This is a genomic window from Cryobacterium tepidiphilum (genome assembly GCF_003716325.1).
GTDB classification, from domain to species: Bacteria; Actinomycetota; Actinomycetes; order Actinomycetales; family Microbacteriaceae; genus Cryobacterium; species Cryobacterium tepidiphilum.
The window spans coordinates 15,641-29,620 of record NZ_RDSR01000017.1 but is presented as its reverse complement, the minus strand read 5'-3'; the positions used below and the strand labels follow the sequence as shown (position 1 = coordinate 29,620).

The following is a 13,980-nucleotide window of genomic DNA, read 5'->3' as shown; positions in this document are numbered from 1 at the left end:
TCTGCGCCGTGCCCGGCATACCTTTTAAATTGGTGAGCATGACCGCAGCTTCTTCCCGGCGCCCCCGCTCGCTCACGGCCCGCGACCTCGCCCAGATCGCGATCTTCGCCGCACTGATCGCCGCCCTCGGGCTGCCCGGCGGCCTGAGCATCGGCGGCCTGGCCGTTCCGATCACGTTCCAGACCCTCGGGGTCATGCTGGCCGGAGCGATCCTCGGCGCCCGCAAGGGGTTCCTCGCCGTGCTCCTGTTCGACGCGCTGGCCGCGGCGGGCCTGCCGCTCCTCTCCGGGGGTCGCGGCGGCATCGTCTGGTTCACCACGTCGCCCGCAGCCGGGTATCCGTACGGCTGGCTCCTCGGGGCCGCCGTGACCGGCTGGCTCACCGCCCGGCTGTTGCCGCGGTATCCGTTCTGGCCGGCGCTCGGTGCGACCTTCCTCGGCGGCGTCGTGGCGGTGTACCTCGTCGGTGCTCCCGTCACGGCACTCAACCTGGGGCTGCCGCTCTGGTCGGCGTTCGCCGGTTGCGTCGTCTTCCTTCCGGGCGACCTGATCAAGGTCGTCATCACCGTGCTCGTGGCGCGGCAGGTGCACCGGGCCTACCCGGGCCTCATCCCCGGTGTCCGGCGCGACAGGGCCGCCGTCCTCACCCCGTGAGCGTCGTCGAGTTCGCGCAGGTCTCGCACGCGTTCGGCGAGCGCGAGGTGCTCCGCGACATCACGCTGCGCCTGGCCGAGCACCGGATCGGCATCGTGGGCGCCAACGGCTCCGGCAAGTCCACGCTCGCCCGGATGATCAACGGCCTCGTGACTCCGGACGTCGGGCGCGTCACCGTCGACGGCCTGGACGTGGGACGCCGCGGCCGCGAGGTGCGCCGCCGGGTGGGGTTCGTGTTCACCAACCCCGACAACCAGATCGTCATGCCGACCGTCCGGGAGGATGTCGCCTTCACCCTGCGCGGGCGAGGGCTGAGCGCCGCCGAGATCTCGACTCGCACCGACGCCGCGCTGGACCGGTTCGGGCTCGCCGGCCACGCGGAGCATCCGTCGCACCGTCTCTCCGGCGGCCAGAAGCAGCTGCTGGCGCTCGCCGCGGTGCTGGTCGCCGAGCCGGCCATCGTCGTGGCCGACGAGCCGACAACCCTGCTCGACGCCCGCAACGGCCGCCGGATCGGCGCGCTGCTGGCGGGCCTGCCCCAGCAGGTGATCGTCGTCACGCACCAGCTGGAGCTGCTGCCGGCCTTCGACCGGGTCATCGTCATCGACGAGGGCCGCGTGGCAGCGGATGCGACGCCGGCGGTCGCCCTCGCCGCCTACGACGCGCTGCTGGCCTGAATAGGGCGCGGACGATGAAAGGAGCACTGCCGTGATCGGGCTCTACCTGCCGGGCCGCTCGGTCGTGCACCGTACGCCCACGCTGCTGAAGCTGCTGCTGCTCGCGGTCGGCGTGTCCCTGCTCGCATTCATGCGCGGACCGGTCGCCGTCGCGGTCGCCTCCACGCTCCTGGCCGCCCTCTTCGCCCTCGCCCGGGTGCCGCTCGGCGTCGCCTGGCGGCAGGTGGCACCGGTGCTCTGGCTGCTGATCGTCGCCGTGCCCCTGCAGGCGTTGTTCGCCGGGTGGCCGGAGGCCGGTCTCATGGCCGCACGGCTCATCATCGCGGTGGCTCTCGCCGCGCTCTTCACCCTCACCACCACGGTGAGCAGTGTGCTGGCGGCCTGCGAAGCTCTGCTCCGGCCCTGGGGCCGGTTCGTGGACGCCGACCGGGTGGGGCTGCTCATCGCCCTCGTGATCCGGTGTGTTCCCCTCGTCACCGATATCGTGAAGGAGGTGGCCGAAGCGCGCCGGGCGCGCGGGCAGGAACGCTCCCTCGTCGCCCTCGCGGTGCCGGTGGTGGTGCGGTCGCTGTACGCCGCGGACGCGATCGGCGAGGCCCTCACCGCCCGCGGCTTCGACGACTGACCGCTGCTGCCGCGCCGTGCACGGCTTGACGATGCGCAGGACCGGTGACAGCGTGGCAGCATGACGCGATTCGGCTATACCCTCATGACCGAACAGAGCGGGCCGAAGGACCTGGTGCGGTACGCGATCGCCGCGGAGAACGCGGGGTACGACTTCGAGGTCTCCAGCGACCACTACTCCCCCTGGCTGTCGTCGCAGGGGCATGCGCCCTACGCCTGGTCGGTGCTCGGCGCCGTCGCTCAGGCGACCAGCCGCGTGGAGCTCGCCACCTACGTCACCTGCCCGACCGTCCGCTACCACCCGGCGGTGATCGCGCAGAAGGCGGCCACGATGCAGCTGCTCGCCGACGGCCGGTTCATCCTCGGCCTCGGTTCCGGCGAGAACCTCAACGAGCACGCCGTCGGCGAGGGCTGGCCGGCCGTCGACGCACGCCACGACATGCTCGAGGAGGCGGTGCGCATCATCCGTGAACTGCACTCCGGTGACACCGTGACCTGGGAGGGCGAGTACTTCCGCGTCGACTCGGCGAAGATCTGGGATCTCCCGGACGACGGCGTCCCCATCGGGATCGCGGTCTCCGGGCCGAAGTCGGTCACCCAGTTCGCGCCGCTGGCCGACCACTTCATCTCCACGATCCCCGACCGCGCGCTCGTGGACGCGTGGCGCTTGGCCCACGGCGACGACGGGGCATCCGCTCGCATCATCGGGCAACTGCCGATCTGCTGGGGCCACGACAAGCAGGCGGCGGTGGAGCGGGCGCACGAGCAGTTCCGCTGGTTCTCGGGCGGCTGGCCGGTCAACGCGAACCTGCCCACACCCGAGGCCTTCGCCGGGGCGTCGCAATTCGTCCGGCCGGAGGACGTCGCCTCGTCCCTCGCGTGCGGACCGGACCTCGATGAACTGGCCGAGAGCGCCAGGGCGTTCATCGAGGCCGGCTACACCGACATCGCGATCGTCCAGGTGGGCGACGAGGGACAGGACGACTTCCTGGCCCAGGCGGCAGGGCCGCTCCTCGACAAGCTGCGTGCGCTGGACCGCGGATGACGGCCGCCCGCACCGACGTCGACGCGATCGTCGTCGGCTCCGGCCCGAACGGCCTCGCCGCGGCCGTGACCATGGCACGCGCGGGCCTGAGCGTGCGCGTGTACGAGAAGGAATCGCACATCGGCGGCGGCGCGAGCACGCGCGAGCTCACCCTCCCGGGATTCCTGCACGACGTGTGCTCGGCCGTGCACCCGATGGCGCTCGCGTCGGAGTTCTTCCGCCGGTTCGGGCTGCCCGAACGCATCGGGCTGGCCATCCCCGACATCTCCTATGGGCATCCGTTGCCCGGCGGCAACGCCGGCATCGCCTGGCACGACCTGGAACGCACCGTGGCGGGCCTCGGCGCGGACGGGCCCGCGTGGCGGAACCTGTTCACCCCGCTGGTGGAGCACTCGCGCGAGGTGGCCGAGCTCACCGGCGACCAGCTGTTGCGGATCCCCGCGCACCCGGCCACCCTCATCCGTTTCGGTTTGCGGGTGCTCGAACAGGGCAGCCCGCTGTGGAACCTGCGGTTCTCGCGGGAAGTGGCGCCGGCGATGCTCACCGGCGTGTTCGCGCACTCCATCCGGTCGCTGCCGAGCCTCGCCACCGCGGGCGCCGGACTCACCCTCGCCACCTTCGCCCATTCGGTCGGCTGGCCGGTGCCGCTGGGCGGGAGCGGCTCCATCATCGGGGCGCTCGCCGACGACCTGGTCGCGCACGGCGGCGAGATCGTCACGGACAGCTACATCAGGAGTCTTGATGAGCTTCCTCCTGCCCGGGTGGTGCTCCTCGACGTCACGCCGCGCGCCCTGCTGCGGATGGCGGGCGAAGAGCTGCCGCCCGGGTACCGCCAGATGCTCCGCTCGTTCCGGTACGGCAATGCCGTCGCGAAGGTGGACTACGCGCTGTCGGATCCGGTGCCGTGGCAGAACCCCGAGCTCCGAAGCGCCGGCACCGTTCACGTGGGCGGCACCCGGGCGGAGATCGCCCGCGCCGAGAACCAGGTGGCGCGCGGGAAGCACGCCGATGACCCGTATGTGCTGGTGTCGCAGCCGACCCTCTTCGATCCCAGTCGCGCGCCGGAGGGGCGGCACGTGCTCTGGGCGTACACGCACGTGCCGCAGAACTCGGGGGTGGACCAGCAGGAGCACGTCACGCGACAGATCGAGCGCTTCGCGCCCGGTTTCCGCGACACGATTCTCGCGGCGTCGAGCCGCACCGCCCTCGACCTTGAGAACCACGACCCGAACTATGTGGGCGGAGACATCGCCTCGGGCGAGGTGACCATGAAGCAGCTCCTGATGCGCCCGGTGCTCTCCACCGATCCCTGGCGGACCCCGCTGCCCGGCGTCTACCTCTGTTCGTCGTCCACCCCTCCGGGCCCGGGCGTGCACGGGCTCTGCGGCTGGCGCGCCGCCCTGTCGGCGCTGCGACACGAGTACGGCATGACCGACGGGCCCGACCTCTCCCCCGGCTCGAAAGGATGACCTGATGGCGACCAATTACCGCACCATGGAGTGCGAGCCGCGCCATGTGTTCGAGGTGCTCGGCAACGGATGGCTCTACCCGGGCTGGGTGGTGGGTGCATCACGGATGCGCGGGGTCGACGAGGCGTGGCCAGCTCCGTCGAGTGCGTTGCACCATTCCTTCGGTGTCTGGCCGGTGCTGCTGAATGACGCCACGTCGATGCTGGAGTGGGATCCGCCCCGGCACGCGCTGTTGAAGGCGCGGGCGTGGCCGGTCGGCGAGGCGCACGTCACCATCGACGTGCGCGAGACGGAGAACGGGTGCAGGGTGCGGATGATCGAGGACACGGTCGCCGGCCCCGCCCGGTTCGTTCCCGGCGCCGTGCGCGAGAGCATGGTGCACGCCCGCAACGTCGAGACGCTGCACCGGCTGGCCTACCTCGCCGAGGGCAAGGCGAAGGCGGAGCGGAAGTCGGCCGAGGGGAAGGCCTGACCCGCTCGCACGAGAAAGGCCCCCGGCCGGTCACGAGGACGCGGTCGGGGGCCTGACTTGTATTGGGGTCTCCCGTCCATCTCTAACCCGAATAGAGATATACGGCAGCCCGATCACTAGGTTACCGGCGGTATCCCTGGTGCCACGACCCCAGTTCGGGGCAGGCGCGGCCACGCGGGTCGAACGCCAGTACGCGGGCTGAATTCAGCCCGCGTACTGGCGTTCAGCCCGCGCATCGCGAACCGCGAGGAACTCGTCGGTATCGAGCGCCAGCGAGCCACGATTACGTGTGAACCCGCACACAATCCGCAGTCGCGCCTTGAACGTGCCCGCGGAGTGCGGAAAGGTGGGGGACTTCGACCAGCAACCGGAAGGAGCACTCATGCTCACCCTCACGGAAGATGCACGCACGATCGTCAAGACCATCGCCAGTCAGGCGGCGGACTCGGACGCCGGCGGGCTGCGCATCAGCGCCACGGAGTCCGACAGCATGGACTTCGCCCTGGCGCTCGTGGCAGCGCCCGAGCCCAAGGACGAGGTCGTCGAGCAGGCCGGCGCCCGCGTGTTCCTCGAAGAGCACGCCGCGGCCACGCTCGCGGACAAAGTCCTCGACGCCCAGGTCGACACCGAGGGCGCCGTGAGCTTCGCCATCGGCGATCCTGCCTAGCCTTCGCGCAAGGCATGAAAAAGCCCCGGCAGATGGCGAGATCTGCCGGGGCTTTGGTGCACCCCCCGGGACTTGAACCCGGAACCCACTGATTAAGAGTCAGTTGCTCTGCCAATTGAGCTAGAGGTGCGAAGGTTTCAGATCTTCCGACCCGAACCGACGACCAAGACTAACATCACCGGCGGCTCTCATGCCAATCGAGGCATCTGCCTTTACGCCAGGGCCACTCAGTATCCTTGGACCGTGGCCCACTCCCCTGAATTCTCCCTTGACGACGACCTCGACCTCGCTTTGCGGCTCGCCGATGCCGCCGATGCGATCTCGGCACACCGCTTCCGGGCGCTCGACCTGGAGGTGGCGACGAAGCCGGACCGCAGCCCCGTGACCGACGCCGACCGGGCGGTCGAGCAGGCGATCAAGGCTCTTGTGGCCGAGCACCGCCCCGACGACGCCTTCTACGGCGAGGAGTTCGGGACCACCGGTGACGCCCGCCGCCAGTGGATCATCGACCCCATCGACGGTACGGCGAACTTCCTTCGCGGCGTGCCCGTCTGGGGAACGCTCATCGCCCTCGCCCTCGACGGCGTCCCCGTCGCCGGCGTCGTGAGCGCACCCGCCCTCGGCAAGCGCTGGTGGGCACGAACGGGCGGCGGAGCGTGGCTGCAGGAGTCCGGCGGCGAGCCCCGCCGGATCGCCGTCTCGGGTGTCGCCGACCTGGCGGATGCCTCGCTCAGTTTCCAGAGCATCCGCCAATGGGACGACGCCGGCTACCTCGACCAGGTGATCGACCTCAGCCGGCGGGTGTGGCGCGACCGCGCCTACGGCGACATGTGGCCGTACATGCTGCTGGCCGAGGGTCTCGTCGATATTGTGGGCGAGTTCGACCTCAAGCCCTACGACATGGCCGCGCTGGTGCCCATCGTCGAGGAGGCGGGCGGACTGTTCACATCGGTCGACGGCGCCGCCGGCCCGTGGCACGGCAGCGCGCTGGCGACCAACGGCCTGCTGCACGAGGAGACGCTCGCCGCGCTGCGACTCCTGCCCGGCGACGGCCTCAGCGACTAGACAGCGGATACCGCCGCGTCACGCAGCAATTGCAGGCGAAGCGTGCGCGCGGTTTCCATGTGCCTGCGCGCGATGTCCCGCGCGGCCTGCACGTCGCGATTCCGGATGGCGTCCACGAGCGCCCCGTGCTCGTCGAGGGCGTCGTCCCACCGGTGACCGACCGACAAGGTCGAGTGCGGGGCGTGGACGGAGTGCGTGGAAAGCCTGCCGAGAAGGTCTTCCAACACCCGGTTGTGGGCGGCCGCCCAGAAGGCGGCGTGGAACTCCAGGTTCGTGCTGATCTGCGCCTGGTTGTCGGGGTCCACGAGCGCCCGGTCCCGCTCCATGAGCGCCTCCAGCCGCATGAGATCGGCAGAGCGGCGGTTCTGCGCCGCCTGCCCCGCCGCCTCTTCCTCGAGCATGATGCGGAGATCGTAGATCTGGATGACCTCCTGCGGGTCGAGGTGCGGCACCTGCAGTCCGCGGGTGGCACGCTCCAGGAGGCGCTCGTGCTGGAGCCGGCCCAGCGCCTCCCGCACCGGGGTGCGTGACACGCCGAACCGCTCCGACAGGCTCACCTCGCGGAACGCCGCACCGGGCGGGTGCACGCCCGTCAGGATCTCGCGGCGGAGCACGGCGAAGATCGTCTCGCCGTCCACCCGCTCCGGGCTTGCGTTCTCTCCACTCACAGCACTGTCCTCATCGTCGTTCGCGACCGGCGCGAGTGAGCAGTTTCTGCGGGAATAGCGCATCCATAACCGCAGAAAGTGCTCACTCGCGTGCTGGGAGGCGGGCGATTCCGCCTCCCGGCCACTCAGGCGATGCTACCGGCGCGACGGCCGAACACCATTCCCGCGGCGAGGCCGCTGCCGCCGGGGTAGTTCTCGCTGAACAGGCCGCCGAGCATCTCGCCGCACACCAGGAGGCCGGGGATCGGCTCACCGGCCGCGTTCAGCACCCGGCCGTACGTGTCGGCCTTCAGTCCCCCGAAGGTGAACGTGATGCCGCAGGTGACGGCGAAGGCGTAGAACGGTCCCTGCTCGAGGGGATCGGCCCAGTTGCTCTTGGGCGGTTCGACGTGCGCCACCCGGCCGTCCTTGATGGTGGGATCCCAGGGGATGCTGAGGTCGATGGACGCATTGAACTCGCGGATCGTGGCGGCGAGGGCCTCTTTGTCCACCCCGATCTTCCCGGCGAGTTCCTCGATGGTGTCAGCCGTCTCGACCGAGATGCCCGGCATGTCATATTCCTCGCTGCGCAGCATCGGCCGCTTCGTGGCGTCGAACACCTGCCACGCGACGGATCCCTCCTGCTTGAGGATCTCCCTGCCGAGTTTCGCGTAGGTGTAGTTGCGGAAGTCGGAGCCCTCGTCGCAGAAGCGCTTGCCGGCCTTGTTCACGATGATCCCGAGCGGGTAGCCGCCCCGGGTGAGGCGGTTGGTGAGCTCACGGTTGCTCTCGTTCTGAGGCGTGAAGGCGTCCCACTGCACGCTGTGGCAGGTGCTCCAGTCGCCGCCGCGCTGGGCGCCGAGCTCGAGGGCGGCGGCCAGCATGGAGCCGTCGTTGTACGGCGTTCCGCGCACCTTCGCGTTGGCCCAGCCCTGGCCGAGGTACTCCTCGCGGAGTTCCGGGTTCGTCTCGAATCCGCCCGCGGCGAGCACGACGGAGTCGGCGTTCAACTGCCCGGCGGCGCCGTCGGCGGTGGTGTAGGTCACCCCGGTGACGGTGTCGCCGTCGGTGACGAGCCCGGTCACGTTGACGCCGTACCGCACCTCGACGCCGAGTTCACCGGCGACGCGGGTGTGGTCGGCCATGAGGCCTTCGCCCCCGCCCACGTTTCCGACGTGCAGGCCACCCCAGAACAGGTAGGTGCCATCGGCGCGTTCGTAGGCCTGCCGCTCGTACATCAGCCGGTACTTGAGGCCCAGGGAGTTCAGCCAGCGGACGGTGTCCTGGCTCTCCCGCACGATGACCTCGGTCAGGTCGGGGTCGTTCTTGCCACCGGTCACCTTTGCCAGGTCGGCCGCATACTCCTCCGGGGAGTACGGCGGAACCTCGGTGACCGCAATGCGCTCGTCGGGCTCGATGAAGTCACGGATGTCGTCGAGACCGTTGTGGTTGAAGCGCGTGGCGCCGGCGGTGTAGTAGCTGTTGCCGCCGGACATGTCTTTCGCGCCCTTTTCGAGCACGACGACCGACCGGCCACGCTGGCGAGCAGCATGTGCGGCCGAGAAACCGGCATTACCGCCGCCGACGACGATGACGTCGACGCGCTCGGTTGTCTCACTGGAACTGGGGGATGTTGGCATCCGTACCTCCTCGAAATGTCTGTGTTCAACTGTATACACTGATGGAGACAGCCTCAATGGTCGACAAGGAAGTGACACGAATGAGCATCCCAGCCACCGACGCCGGCTCCGCCGGGCACCCCGGCACCCCCGCCCGATCCACCGTGCAGGTGAGCGTGATCCCCGGCGACGGGATCGGCCCCGAGCTGGTCGAAAGCGCCCTCGCGGTGATGACCGAGGCATCCGCTCGCGACGGCGTCGAGCTGGTGCTGCGCGAGGAGCCCGCCGGCGCCGCGGTGTACGCGGAGACCGGCGACGCCCTGCTGCCCGGGGCACTCGACCGGCTCCGCGCGGCCGATGGCGTGCTCAAGGGGCCGGTGGGTCTCCCCGAGGTGCGGAAACCCGACGGCACCGAGGGCGGACTGCTCGGCGGGCTGCTCCGCATCGGGCTCGACACCTTCGCGAATGTGCGCCCGATCCGCCTCCTGCCGGGCGTGCGCACCGTCATGCGCTCCGAGCCCGGTTCCATCGACTACGTGATCGTGCGCGAGAACACGGAGGGCCTCTACCTCTCCCGTGGCGCCGGCGTCAGGAACCACCACGCGGCATCCGACCAGATGCTGATCACACGCGCCGGCACCGAGCGGGTCGTGCGCTTCGCGTTCGAGCAGGCGCGGCAGCGACGCGGCGCCCCGCGCGACGGCGTGCGCCGGGTGACCTGCGTCGACAAGAGCAACGTGCTGCGCAGCTTCGCCCTGTTCCGGGACGTGTTCGATGAGGTCGCCGCCCGGTACCCCGACATCGAGGCCGACCACCTCTACGCCGACGCCGCGGCGCACGCCCTCGTCGTCGAACCCGAGCGCTTCGACGTGCTCGTCATGGAGAACTTCCTGGGCGACATCCTGAGCGACCTTGGGGCCGGCACCGTGGGCGGGCTCGGCATGTGCCCGTCGGGCAACATCGGCGCCGAGGCCGCGTACTTCGAGCCGATCCATGGCAGTGCACCCATGATCGCCGGCAAGAACCTCGCAAACCCGGTGTCGCAGATCCTGAGCGGCGCGCTGCTGCTCCGGCACTGCGGGCAGGAGGCGACGGCGGCGCGCATCGAAGCGGCGGTTGAGAGCGCCTTCGCGACGGGCAGGGTGTCGATCCTGCCGAGCGGCGGCCCAGAGGGCGGCACGGAGTCGGTGACGCAGGCGGTCATCGGCGCGCTCGGCTGAGCGATCGGGCTCGGCTGAGCGATCGGGCCCGAGGCCACCTTCGGAACTCTGAGGGGTCGGGTATCGACCTTCCCACGCCGGCTTGAGGTCGATACGCGACCCCTCACGTGTCACTGTTCAGCCTCGCGCGGCCCGCGCCGCCACGACATCGCCCAGCGCACCAGCAGCGGCAGGGTCCACAGGGTGATCAGCAGCCGGATCACGTGCATGCCGGCGACGAGCGCACTGTCGGCGCCCAGGGCAGCGGATGCCGCCACCATCTCCCCGACCCCACCCGGGATCATCCCGAGCAGGGACTCTCGCGGCCCGACCAGGCCCCAGGCGCTCATCAGCACCGCCGCACTCAGCCCCGCGGCCACCAGGATGGCCGTGACCGCCACGGCGGGCAGGATCAGCGTGCGCAACTGCTTCACGAAGCCGGGCAGCACCGATGCACCCACGGCGGTGCCGACGAGCACCTGCGCGAAGAAGCTCAGCCCTGCGGGCATGCTCACGGTCGTCGCGAGCAGCACGTTCGCCACCGCCGAGCCGAGCAGCGCGCCCGTGATCGGCCACATCGGCAGTCGCAGCAGGCCGCCGAGAACGGCCCCTGCCGCACCGCTGGCCAGCAGCACCAACAACTCCACGGTCACCGTCGCTTCCCCCTCAGTGCGCCCTCAGCCACTGCAGCACCAGCGGGAGCACGAGCAGCACCACGACCAGCACCCGGAACAGGTGAATGGCCAGCACGACGTGCATGACGGCCCCCTGGCGCTGGGCGGTGATGGCGAGCACGCTGATGCCGCCCGGAGCCGCGGACATGACGGCGGTGAGCGGGTCGACGTTCCGGCGCACGACGAGGTAGCGTGCCAGCGCCATCGTCAGCAGGAGCATGAGCACGACGCTCAGCACCACGGGCAGAAGGGAATGCAGCAGGGTGGTGAGCGTCTCGGTGTTCAGCCGCTCCCCCGCGAGCACGCCGAGGATGACCTGGCCGACCACGCGCACCGGCGCAGGCAGGGCGCGGGAGACGGACGGGAGTCTCGTGGCCGCCCGGGCACGGCGGCGCACCACGGCCTGGGCGATCTTGTTCGCCGCCATGCTCCCGAGCACCGACCCGATCAGTGCGCCGGCCGGAACGTGCAGCACGGAGAGCAGGGCGGCACCCGCGAAGCCGCCGGCCAACAGCACGAGCGCGTTCAGCGCTGCGTGCCGGCGGTCGCGCGGCGATCCCGTGCGCCTCCTCACCGGCTCACGTCCACGCCGCCTCAGGCCCCGTCGTCGGTCAGGCCCCCGTGAGCGGCGGCCGCGAGCGTCACGCCCCCGTCCTGCAGCTCCTTGCGATCCAGCCGTCCGTCGAGGTACGCTCCCAGCTGGTCGGCGGCGATGTCGGCGAACTCGGTCAGCACCTCCTCGACGGTCCAGCCGATGTGCGGGGTCAGCACCACGTTCGGCAGGGAGCGCAGCGGTGAGTCCTCGGCAAGGGGCTCGTGGGCGAACACGTCGAGCGCCGCCGCCGACATCGGCCCGGACTTCAGCGCCTCGATCAGCGCCTCCTCGTCAACGATGGCGCCGCGGGCGGTGTTCACGAGCACCGATCCCGGCTTCATCCGGGCGAGCTTCTCCGCATCGAGCAGGCCGCGCGATTCGTCGGTGAGCTTCAAGTGGATGCTCAGCACGTCGCTCTCTGCCAGCAGCTCGTCGAGTCCGACGCGTTGCACGTCCGCGGTTCCCTCCTGCCCCGGCGTGCGCTGCCAGGCCAGCACCTTCATCCCGAACGCCTTGGCGATGCGCGCCACGTTGACTCCGTGCCGCCCGTAACCGAGGATGCCGAGGGTGCGACCGCTCAGGGTGCGACCGAGGAACGGCTTCCACTCCCCGCCACGCATCGACTGGTCGGCCTGCGGGATCATCCGCAGGGCATCGATCGCGAGGGCGAAGGTGAGCTCCGGGATGGCCGCCTTCGGCCCGTAGGCGCGACGCCCGAGCGCCACCGGGATGCCGTGCTCGGCCGTGTAGTCGGCGTCGAGGTGATAGGCGTGCCCGCCCGTCTGCAGCACCAGCTCCAACGACGGCATCCGTGCCAGCGTGGCAGCATCGAGCTTGGTGCGCTCCCGCATCGGCATGAGCACCTGCACCGTGGAGAGCTGGTCGTCGGTAAGCTGGTCCAGCGATCCGGTGAGCACGCGCACATCGGCGAGTTTCCGCATCCGGGTCATGCCGGGAGAGCGCCCGATGAGCCCCTCCCGGTCGTCGAGGACGACCACCTGCAGTCGGCTCATACGTTCACCATCTCTTCCAGGCTCGCTGCGGTTCCGGTTCCCAGTGCTTCTGCCGCGGCTCCGGCCCCGGCGAGGCGGCCGAAGACGGCACCGCGCACGAGCCCGGCACCGGCCGGGTAGTTGTGGTAGAAGAACCCGCCGGTGAGCTCGCCCGTGGCGTAGAGCCCGGGCATGACGCGTTCGGCGTTGTCCTTGACCCGCGCCTGGTTGTCGATTTTGAGGCCCCCGAACGTGAAGGTGATGCCGCAGGTCACGGTGTAGGCGATGAACGGGCCCTGGTCGATCGGCTGCGCCCAGTTCGACTTGACCGGCTGGCCGTCGGGGGTGGCGCTCAGCCCGTCGGTCTCGAAGGGGTTGAAGTCCCCGCCCGAGCACGCCGCGTTGTAGGTGTCCACCGTCTGCACGAGCGCGTCGGCGCCCACGCCGAGCTTCTCGGCGAGCTCCGGCAGCGTGTCGGCGACGATCGGGGTGCCGGTGGAGTAGCGCGGCTCGAGCAGGTGCGCGACCTTCTGGTCGAACAGCTGGAACGCCCAGGCACCGGGCTGGGCCAGCACGGCCCGGCCGGTCTTTGCGTACGTGAGCCAGACGTGGTTCTCGCCCTCGTCGACGAAGCGCTCGGCGTCGGAGTTGATCAGCAGCGCGAAGGGGTAGCTGTAGCGGCTCATCTTGTCGGTCAGGCGCAGGTCGCCGACGTCGGGCGCGTTGGCGTCGAGCGGCACGGCGTGGCAGCCGCCCCAGTGCCCGACCGGCTTCGCGCCTGCGTCCATCGCCGCGTTGAGAACGGCACCCATGTTGTACTTGGTGCCGCGCACCTTGACGAGGTCCCAGCCGGGGCCGAGCCAGCGGTTGCGCATCTCCGGATTCGCCTCGAAACCGCCCGCGGCGAGCACCGGCACGGCGTGCACCTCGGTGAAGCCGTCGATGTTCTGGATGACGACGCCGCGGCAGGTGGAGCCCTCCATGATCAGCTCGCACACCGGCGAGTCGTACCAGACGTCGATGCCGGCCTTCTCCACGGCCTCGAAGAGGTCCTCGATGAGGCCGACGCCCTCGTCCCGGGCGCGGAGCGCGCCGCCCGGCGGCAACTCGTAGCGCTCGTCGCCGCTGATCTTCTCCGGGTCGATGAGCTTGCCGACGGTCAGTTCGAAGCGGATGCCGTGGTCCACCATCCACTTGACGGTTGCGTAGGAGTCCTCGATGGTGTGGCGGGTGAGGCCGTCGTCGTTGCGGCCACGGCAGACGTGGTCGTATTCGGCGCGGTACACCTCGACCGGGTACGGCTTGACGACGACCCGGTCCTTCCACTCGGCGGATTCTTCAGTGATCAGCGGCAGCAGCGAGTCCATGCCCTCGTGCGCGATGCGGAAGATGCCGCCGGTGAAGCGGCTGTTGCCGCCGCGCTCCGCCTCGGGTGCGGCTTCGAGCACCAGCACCTTCGCGCCGGCGTCCTTGGCCGCCAGCGCCGAGACCAGGGCGGCGTTCCCCGCCCCCACCACCACGACGTCATAGTCGTCGTTGACCGTGCGGGACTGCCCCGCGCTTGAGTCGTTCATGTTCTTCT

At 70.2% G+C, this 13,980-nt stretch carries 15 protein-coding genes and 1 tRNA gene; 9 read left to right on the top strand and 7 right to left on the bottom strand.

Annotation, left to right across the window (positions count from 1 at the left end; genetic code table 11):
• Positions 1 to 38: 38 nt before the first annotated feature.
• The 7 genes from EEJ31_RS10320 to EEJ31_RS10290 all read left to right on the top strand — a co-directional run bounded on the left by EEJ31_RS10320 (position 39) and on the right by EEJ31_RS10290 (position 5,607).
• The gene (locus EEJ31_RS10320; RefSeq protein WP_123046224.1) at positions 39 to 653 is read left to right on the top strand and encodes a biotin transporter BioY; all 615 of its coding nucleotides are present in this window, start codon (positions 39 to 41) and stop codon (positions 651 to 653) included.
• The gene (locus EEJ31_RS10315) at positions 650 to 1,330 is read left to right on the top strand and encodes an energy-coupling factor ABC transporter ATP-binding protein (protein WP_123046223.1); all 681 of its coding nucleotides are present in this window, start codon (positions 650 to 652) and stop codon (positions 1,328 to 1,330) included. The genes EEJ31_RS10320 and EEJ31_RS10315 overlap by 4 nt, the downstream gene beginning before the upstream one ends.
• Before the next feature lie 31 nt (positions 1,331 to 1,361).
• Positions 1,362 to 1,955, top strand: a complete 594-nt coding sequence (locus EEJ31_RS10310; RefSeq protein WP_123046222.1) for an energy-coupling factor transporter transmembrane component T family protein — start codon at positions 1,362 to 1,364, stop codon at positions 1,953 to 1,955.
• Between the two features lie 60 nt (positions 1,956 to 2,015).
• Complete coding sequence (locus EEJ31_RS10305; RefSeq protein WP_123046221.1) at positions 2,016 to 2,999, top strand: TIGR03557 family F420-dependent LLM class oxidoreductase; 984 nt, start codon at positions 2,016 to 2,018, stop codon at positions 2,997 to 2,999.
• Complete coding sequence (locus EEJ31_RS10300; protein WP_123046220.1) at positions 2,996 to 4,468, top strand: phytoene desaturase family protein; 1,473 nt, start codon at positions 2,996 to 2,998, stop codon at positions 4,466 to 4,468. The genes EEJ31_RS10305 and EEJ31_RS10300 overlap by 4 nt, the downstream gene beginning before the upstream one ends.
• 4 nt (positions 4,469 to 4,472) lie before the next feature.
• The gene (locus EEJ31_RS10295) at positions 4,473 to 4,940 is read left to right on the top strand and encodes an SRPBCC family protein (protein WP_123046219.1); all 468 of its coding nucleotides are present in this window, start codon (positions 4,473 to 4,475) and stop codon (positions 4,938 to 4,940) included.
• A 382-nt stretch (positions 4,941 to 5,322) separates the two neighbouring features.
• Complete coding sequence (locus EEJ31_RS10290) at positions 5,323 to 5,607, top strand: Fe-S cluster assembly protein HesB (RefSeq protein ID WP_123046218.1); 285 nt, start codon at positions 5,323 to 5,325, stop codon at positions 5,605 to 5,607.
• A 54-nt stretch (positions 5,608 to 5,661) separates the two neighbouring features.
• Here the strand turns inward: EEJ31_RS10290 and EEJ31_RS10285 are convergent.
• A tRNA-Lys gene (locus EEJ31_RS10285) sits at positions 5,662 to 5,737 on the bottom strand.
• A 113-nt stretch (positions 5,738 to 5,850) separates the two neighbouring features.
• On the opposite strand from EEJ31_RS10285, the gene hisN reads away from it, so the two are divergent.
• Positions 5,851 to 6,672: a histidinol-phosphatase gene (hisN, locus tag EEJ31_RS10280; protein WP_123046217.1), complete on the top strand. Its 822-nt coding sequence runs from the start codon at positions 5,851 to 5,853 to the stop codon at positions 6,670 to 6,672.
• Here the strand turns inward: hisN and EEJ31_RS10275 are convergent.
• Together EEJ31_RS10275 and tcuA (EEJ31_RS10270) are read right to left on the bottom strand one after the other, a co-directional pair.
• Positions 6,669 to 7,340 carry a GntR family transcriptional regulator gene (locus EEJ31_RS10275; RefSeq protein WP_233563844.1) on the bottom strand — a complete coding sequence of 224 codons (672 nt, stop codon included), beginning with the start codon at positions 7,338 to 7,340 and terminating at the stop codon, positions 6,669 to 6,671. The genes hisN and EEJ31_RS10275 overlap by 4 nt on opposite strands.
• 125 nt (positions 7,341 to 7,465) lie before the next feature.
• Positions 7,466 to 8,959, bottom strand: a complete 1,494-nt coding sequence (gene tcuA, locus EEJ31_RS10270; protein WP_123046215.1) for an FAD-dependent tricarballylate dehydrogenase TcuA — start codon at positions 8,957 to 8,959, stop codon at positions 7,466 to 7,468.
• Positions 8,960 to 9,039: 80 nt separating this feature from the next.
• On the opposite strand from tcuA (EEJ31_RS10270), the gene EEJ31_RS10265 reads away from it, so the two are divergent.
• On the top strand, positions 9,040 to 10,158 hold the full coding sequence (locus EEJ31_RS10265) for an isocitrate/isopropylmalate dehydrogenase family protein (RefSeq protein WP_123046214.1): 1,119 nt from the start codon (positions 9,040 to 9,042) through the stop codon (positions 10,156 to 10,158).
• A gap of 110 nt (positions 10,159 to 10,268) precedes the next feature.
• Here the strand turns inward: EEJ31_RS10265 and EEJ31_RS10260 are convergent, their stop codons facing one another.
• Genes EEJ31_RS10260 through tcuA (EEJ31_RS10245) form a run of 4 tightly spaced genes read right to left on the bottom strand, consistent with a single transcriptional unit; the run spans position 10,269 to position 13,972 of the window.
• On the bottom strand, positions 10,269 to 10,790 hold the full coding sequence (locus tag EEJ31_RS10260; RefSeq protein ID WP_123046213.1) for an AbrB family transcriptional regulator: 522 nt from the start codon (positions 10,788 to 10,790) through the stop codon (positions 10,269 to 10,271).
• Between the two features lie 13 nt (positions 10,791 to 10,803).
• On the bottom strand, positions 10,804 to 11,385 hold the full coding sequence (locus EEJ31_RS10255; protein ID WP_158603940.1) for an AbrB family transcriptional regulator: 582 nt from the start codon (positions 11,383 to 11,385) through the stop codon (positions 10,804 to 10,806).
• Positions 11,386 to 11,405: 20 nt separating this feature from the next.
• Positions 11,406 to 12,419 carry an NAD(P)-dependent oxidoreductase gene (locus EEJ31_RS10250; RefSeq protein ID WP_123046211.1) on the bottom strand — a complete coding sequence of 338 codons (1,014 nt, stop codon included), beginning with the start codon at positions 12,417 to 12,419 and terminating at the stop codon, positions 11,406 to 11,408.
• Complete coding sequence (tcuA, locus tag EEJ31_RS10245) at positions 12,416 to 13,972, bottom strand: FAD-dependent tricarballylate dehydrogenase TcuA (RefSeq protein ID WP_123046210.1); 1,557 nt, start codon at positions 13,970 to 13,972, stop codon at positions 12,416 to 12,418. Before tcuA (EEJ31_RS10245) ends, EEJ31_RS10250 begins: the two co-directional genes overlap by 4 nt.
• Positions 13,973 to 13,980: the final 8 nt, after the last annotated feature.

What these genes read in the sequence shown, in the direction of transcription:
- EEJ31_RS10320 (WP_123046224.1), top strand. Translation starts at nt 39, where the DNA reads ATGACCGCAGCTTCTTCCCGGCGCCCCCGCTCGCTCACGGCCCGCGAC.
- EEJ31_RS10265 (WP_123046214.1), top strand. Translation starts at nt 9,040, where the DNA reads ATGAGCATCCCAGCCACCGACGCCGGCTCCGCCGGGCACCCCGGCACC.
- EEJ31_RS10250 (WP_123046211.1), bottom strand. Translation starts at nt 12,419, where the DNA reads ATGAGCCGACTGCAGGTGGTCGTCCTCGACGACCGGGAGGGGCTCATC.
- EEJ31_RS10300 (WP_123046220.1), top strand. Translation starts at nt 2,996, where the DNA reads ATGACGGCCGCCCGCACCGACGTCGACGCGATCGTCGTCGGCTCCGGC.
- EEJ31_RS10305 (WP_123046221.1), top strand. Translation starts at nt 2,016, where the DNA reads ATGACGCGATTCGGCTATACCCTCATGACCGAACAGAGCGGGCCGAAG.
- EEJ31_RS10290 (WP_123046218.1), top strand. Translation starts at nt 5,323, where the DNA reads ATGCTCACCCTCACGGAAGATGCACGCACGATCGTCAAGACCATCGCC.
- tcuA (WP_123046210.1), bottom strand. Translation starts at nt 13,972, where the DNA reads ATGAACGACTCAAGCGCGGGGCAGTCCCGCACGGTCAACGACGACTAT.
- tcuA (WP_123046215.1), bottom strand. Translation starts at nt 8,959, where the DNA reads ATGCCAACATCCCCCAGTTCCAGTGAGACAACCGAGCGCGTCGACGTC.
- EEJ31_RS10295 (WP_123046219.1), top strand. Translation starts at nt 4,473, where the DNA reads ATGGCGACCAATTACCGCACCATGGAGTGCGAGCCGCGCCATGTGTTC.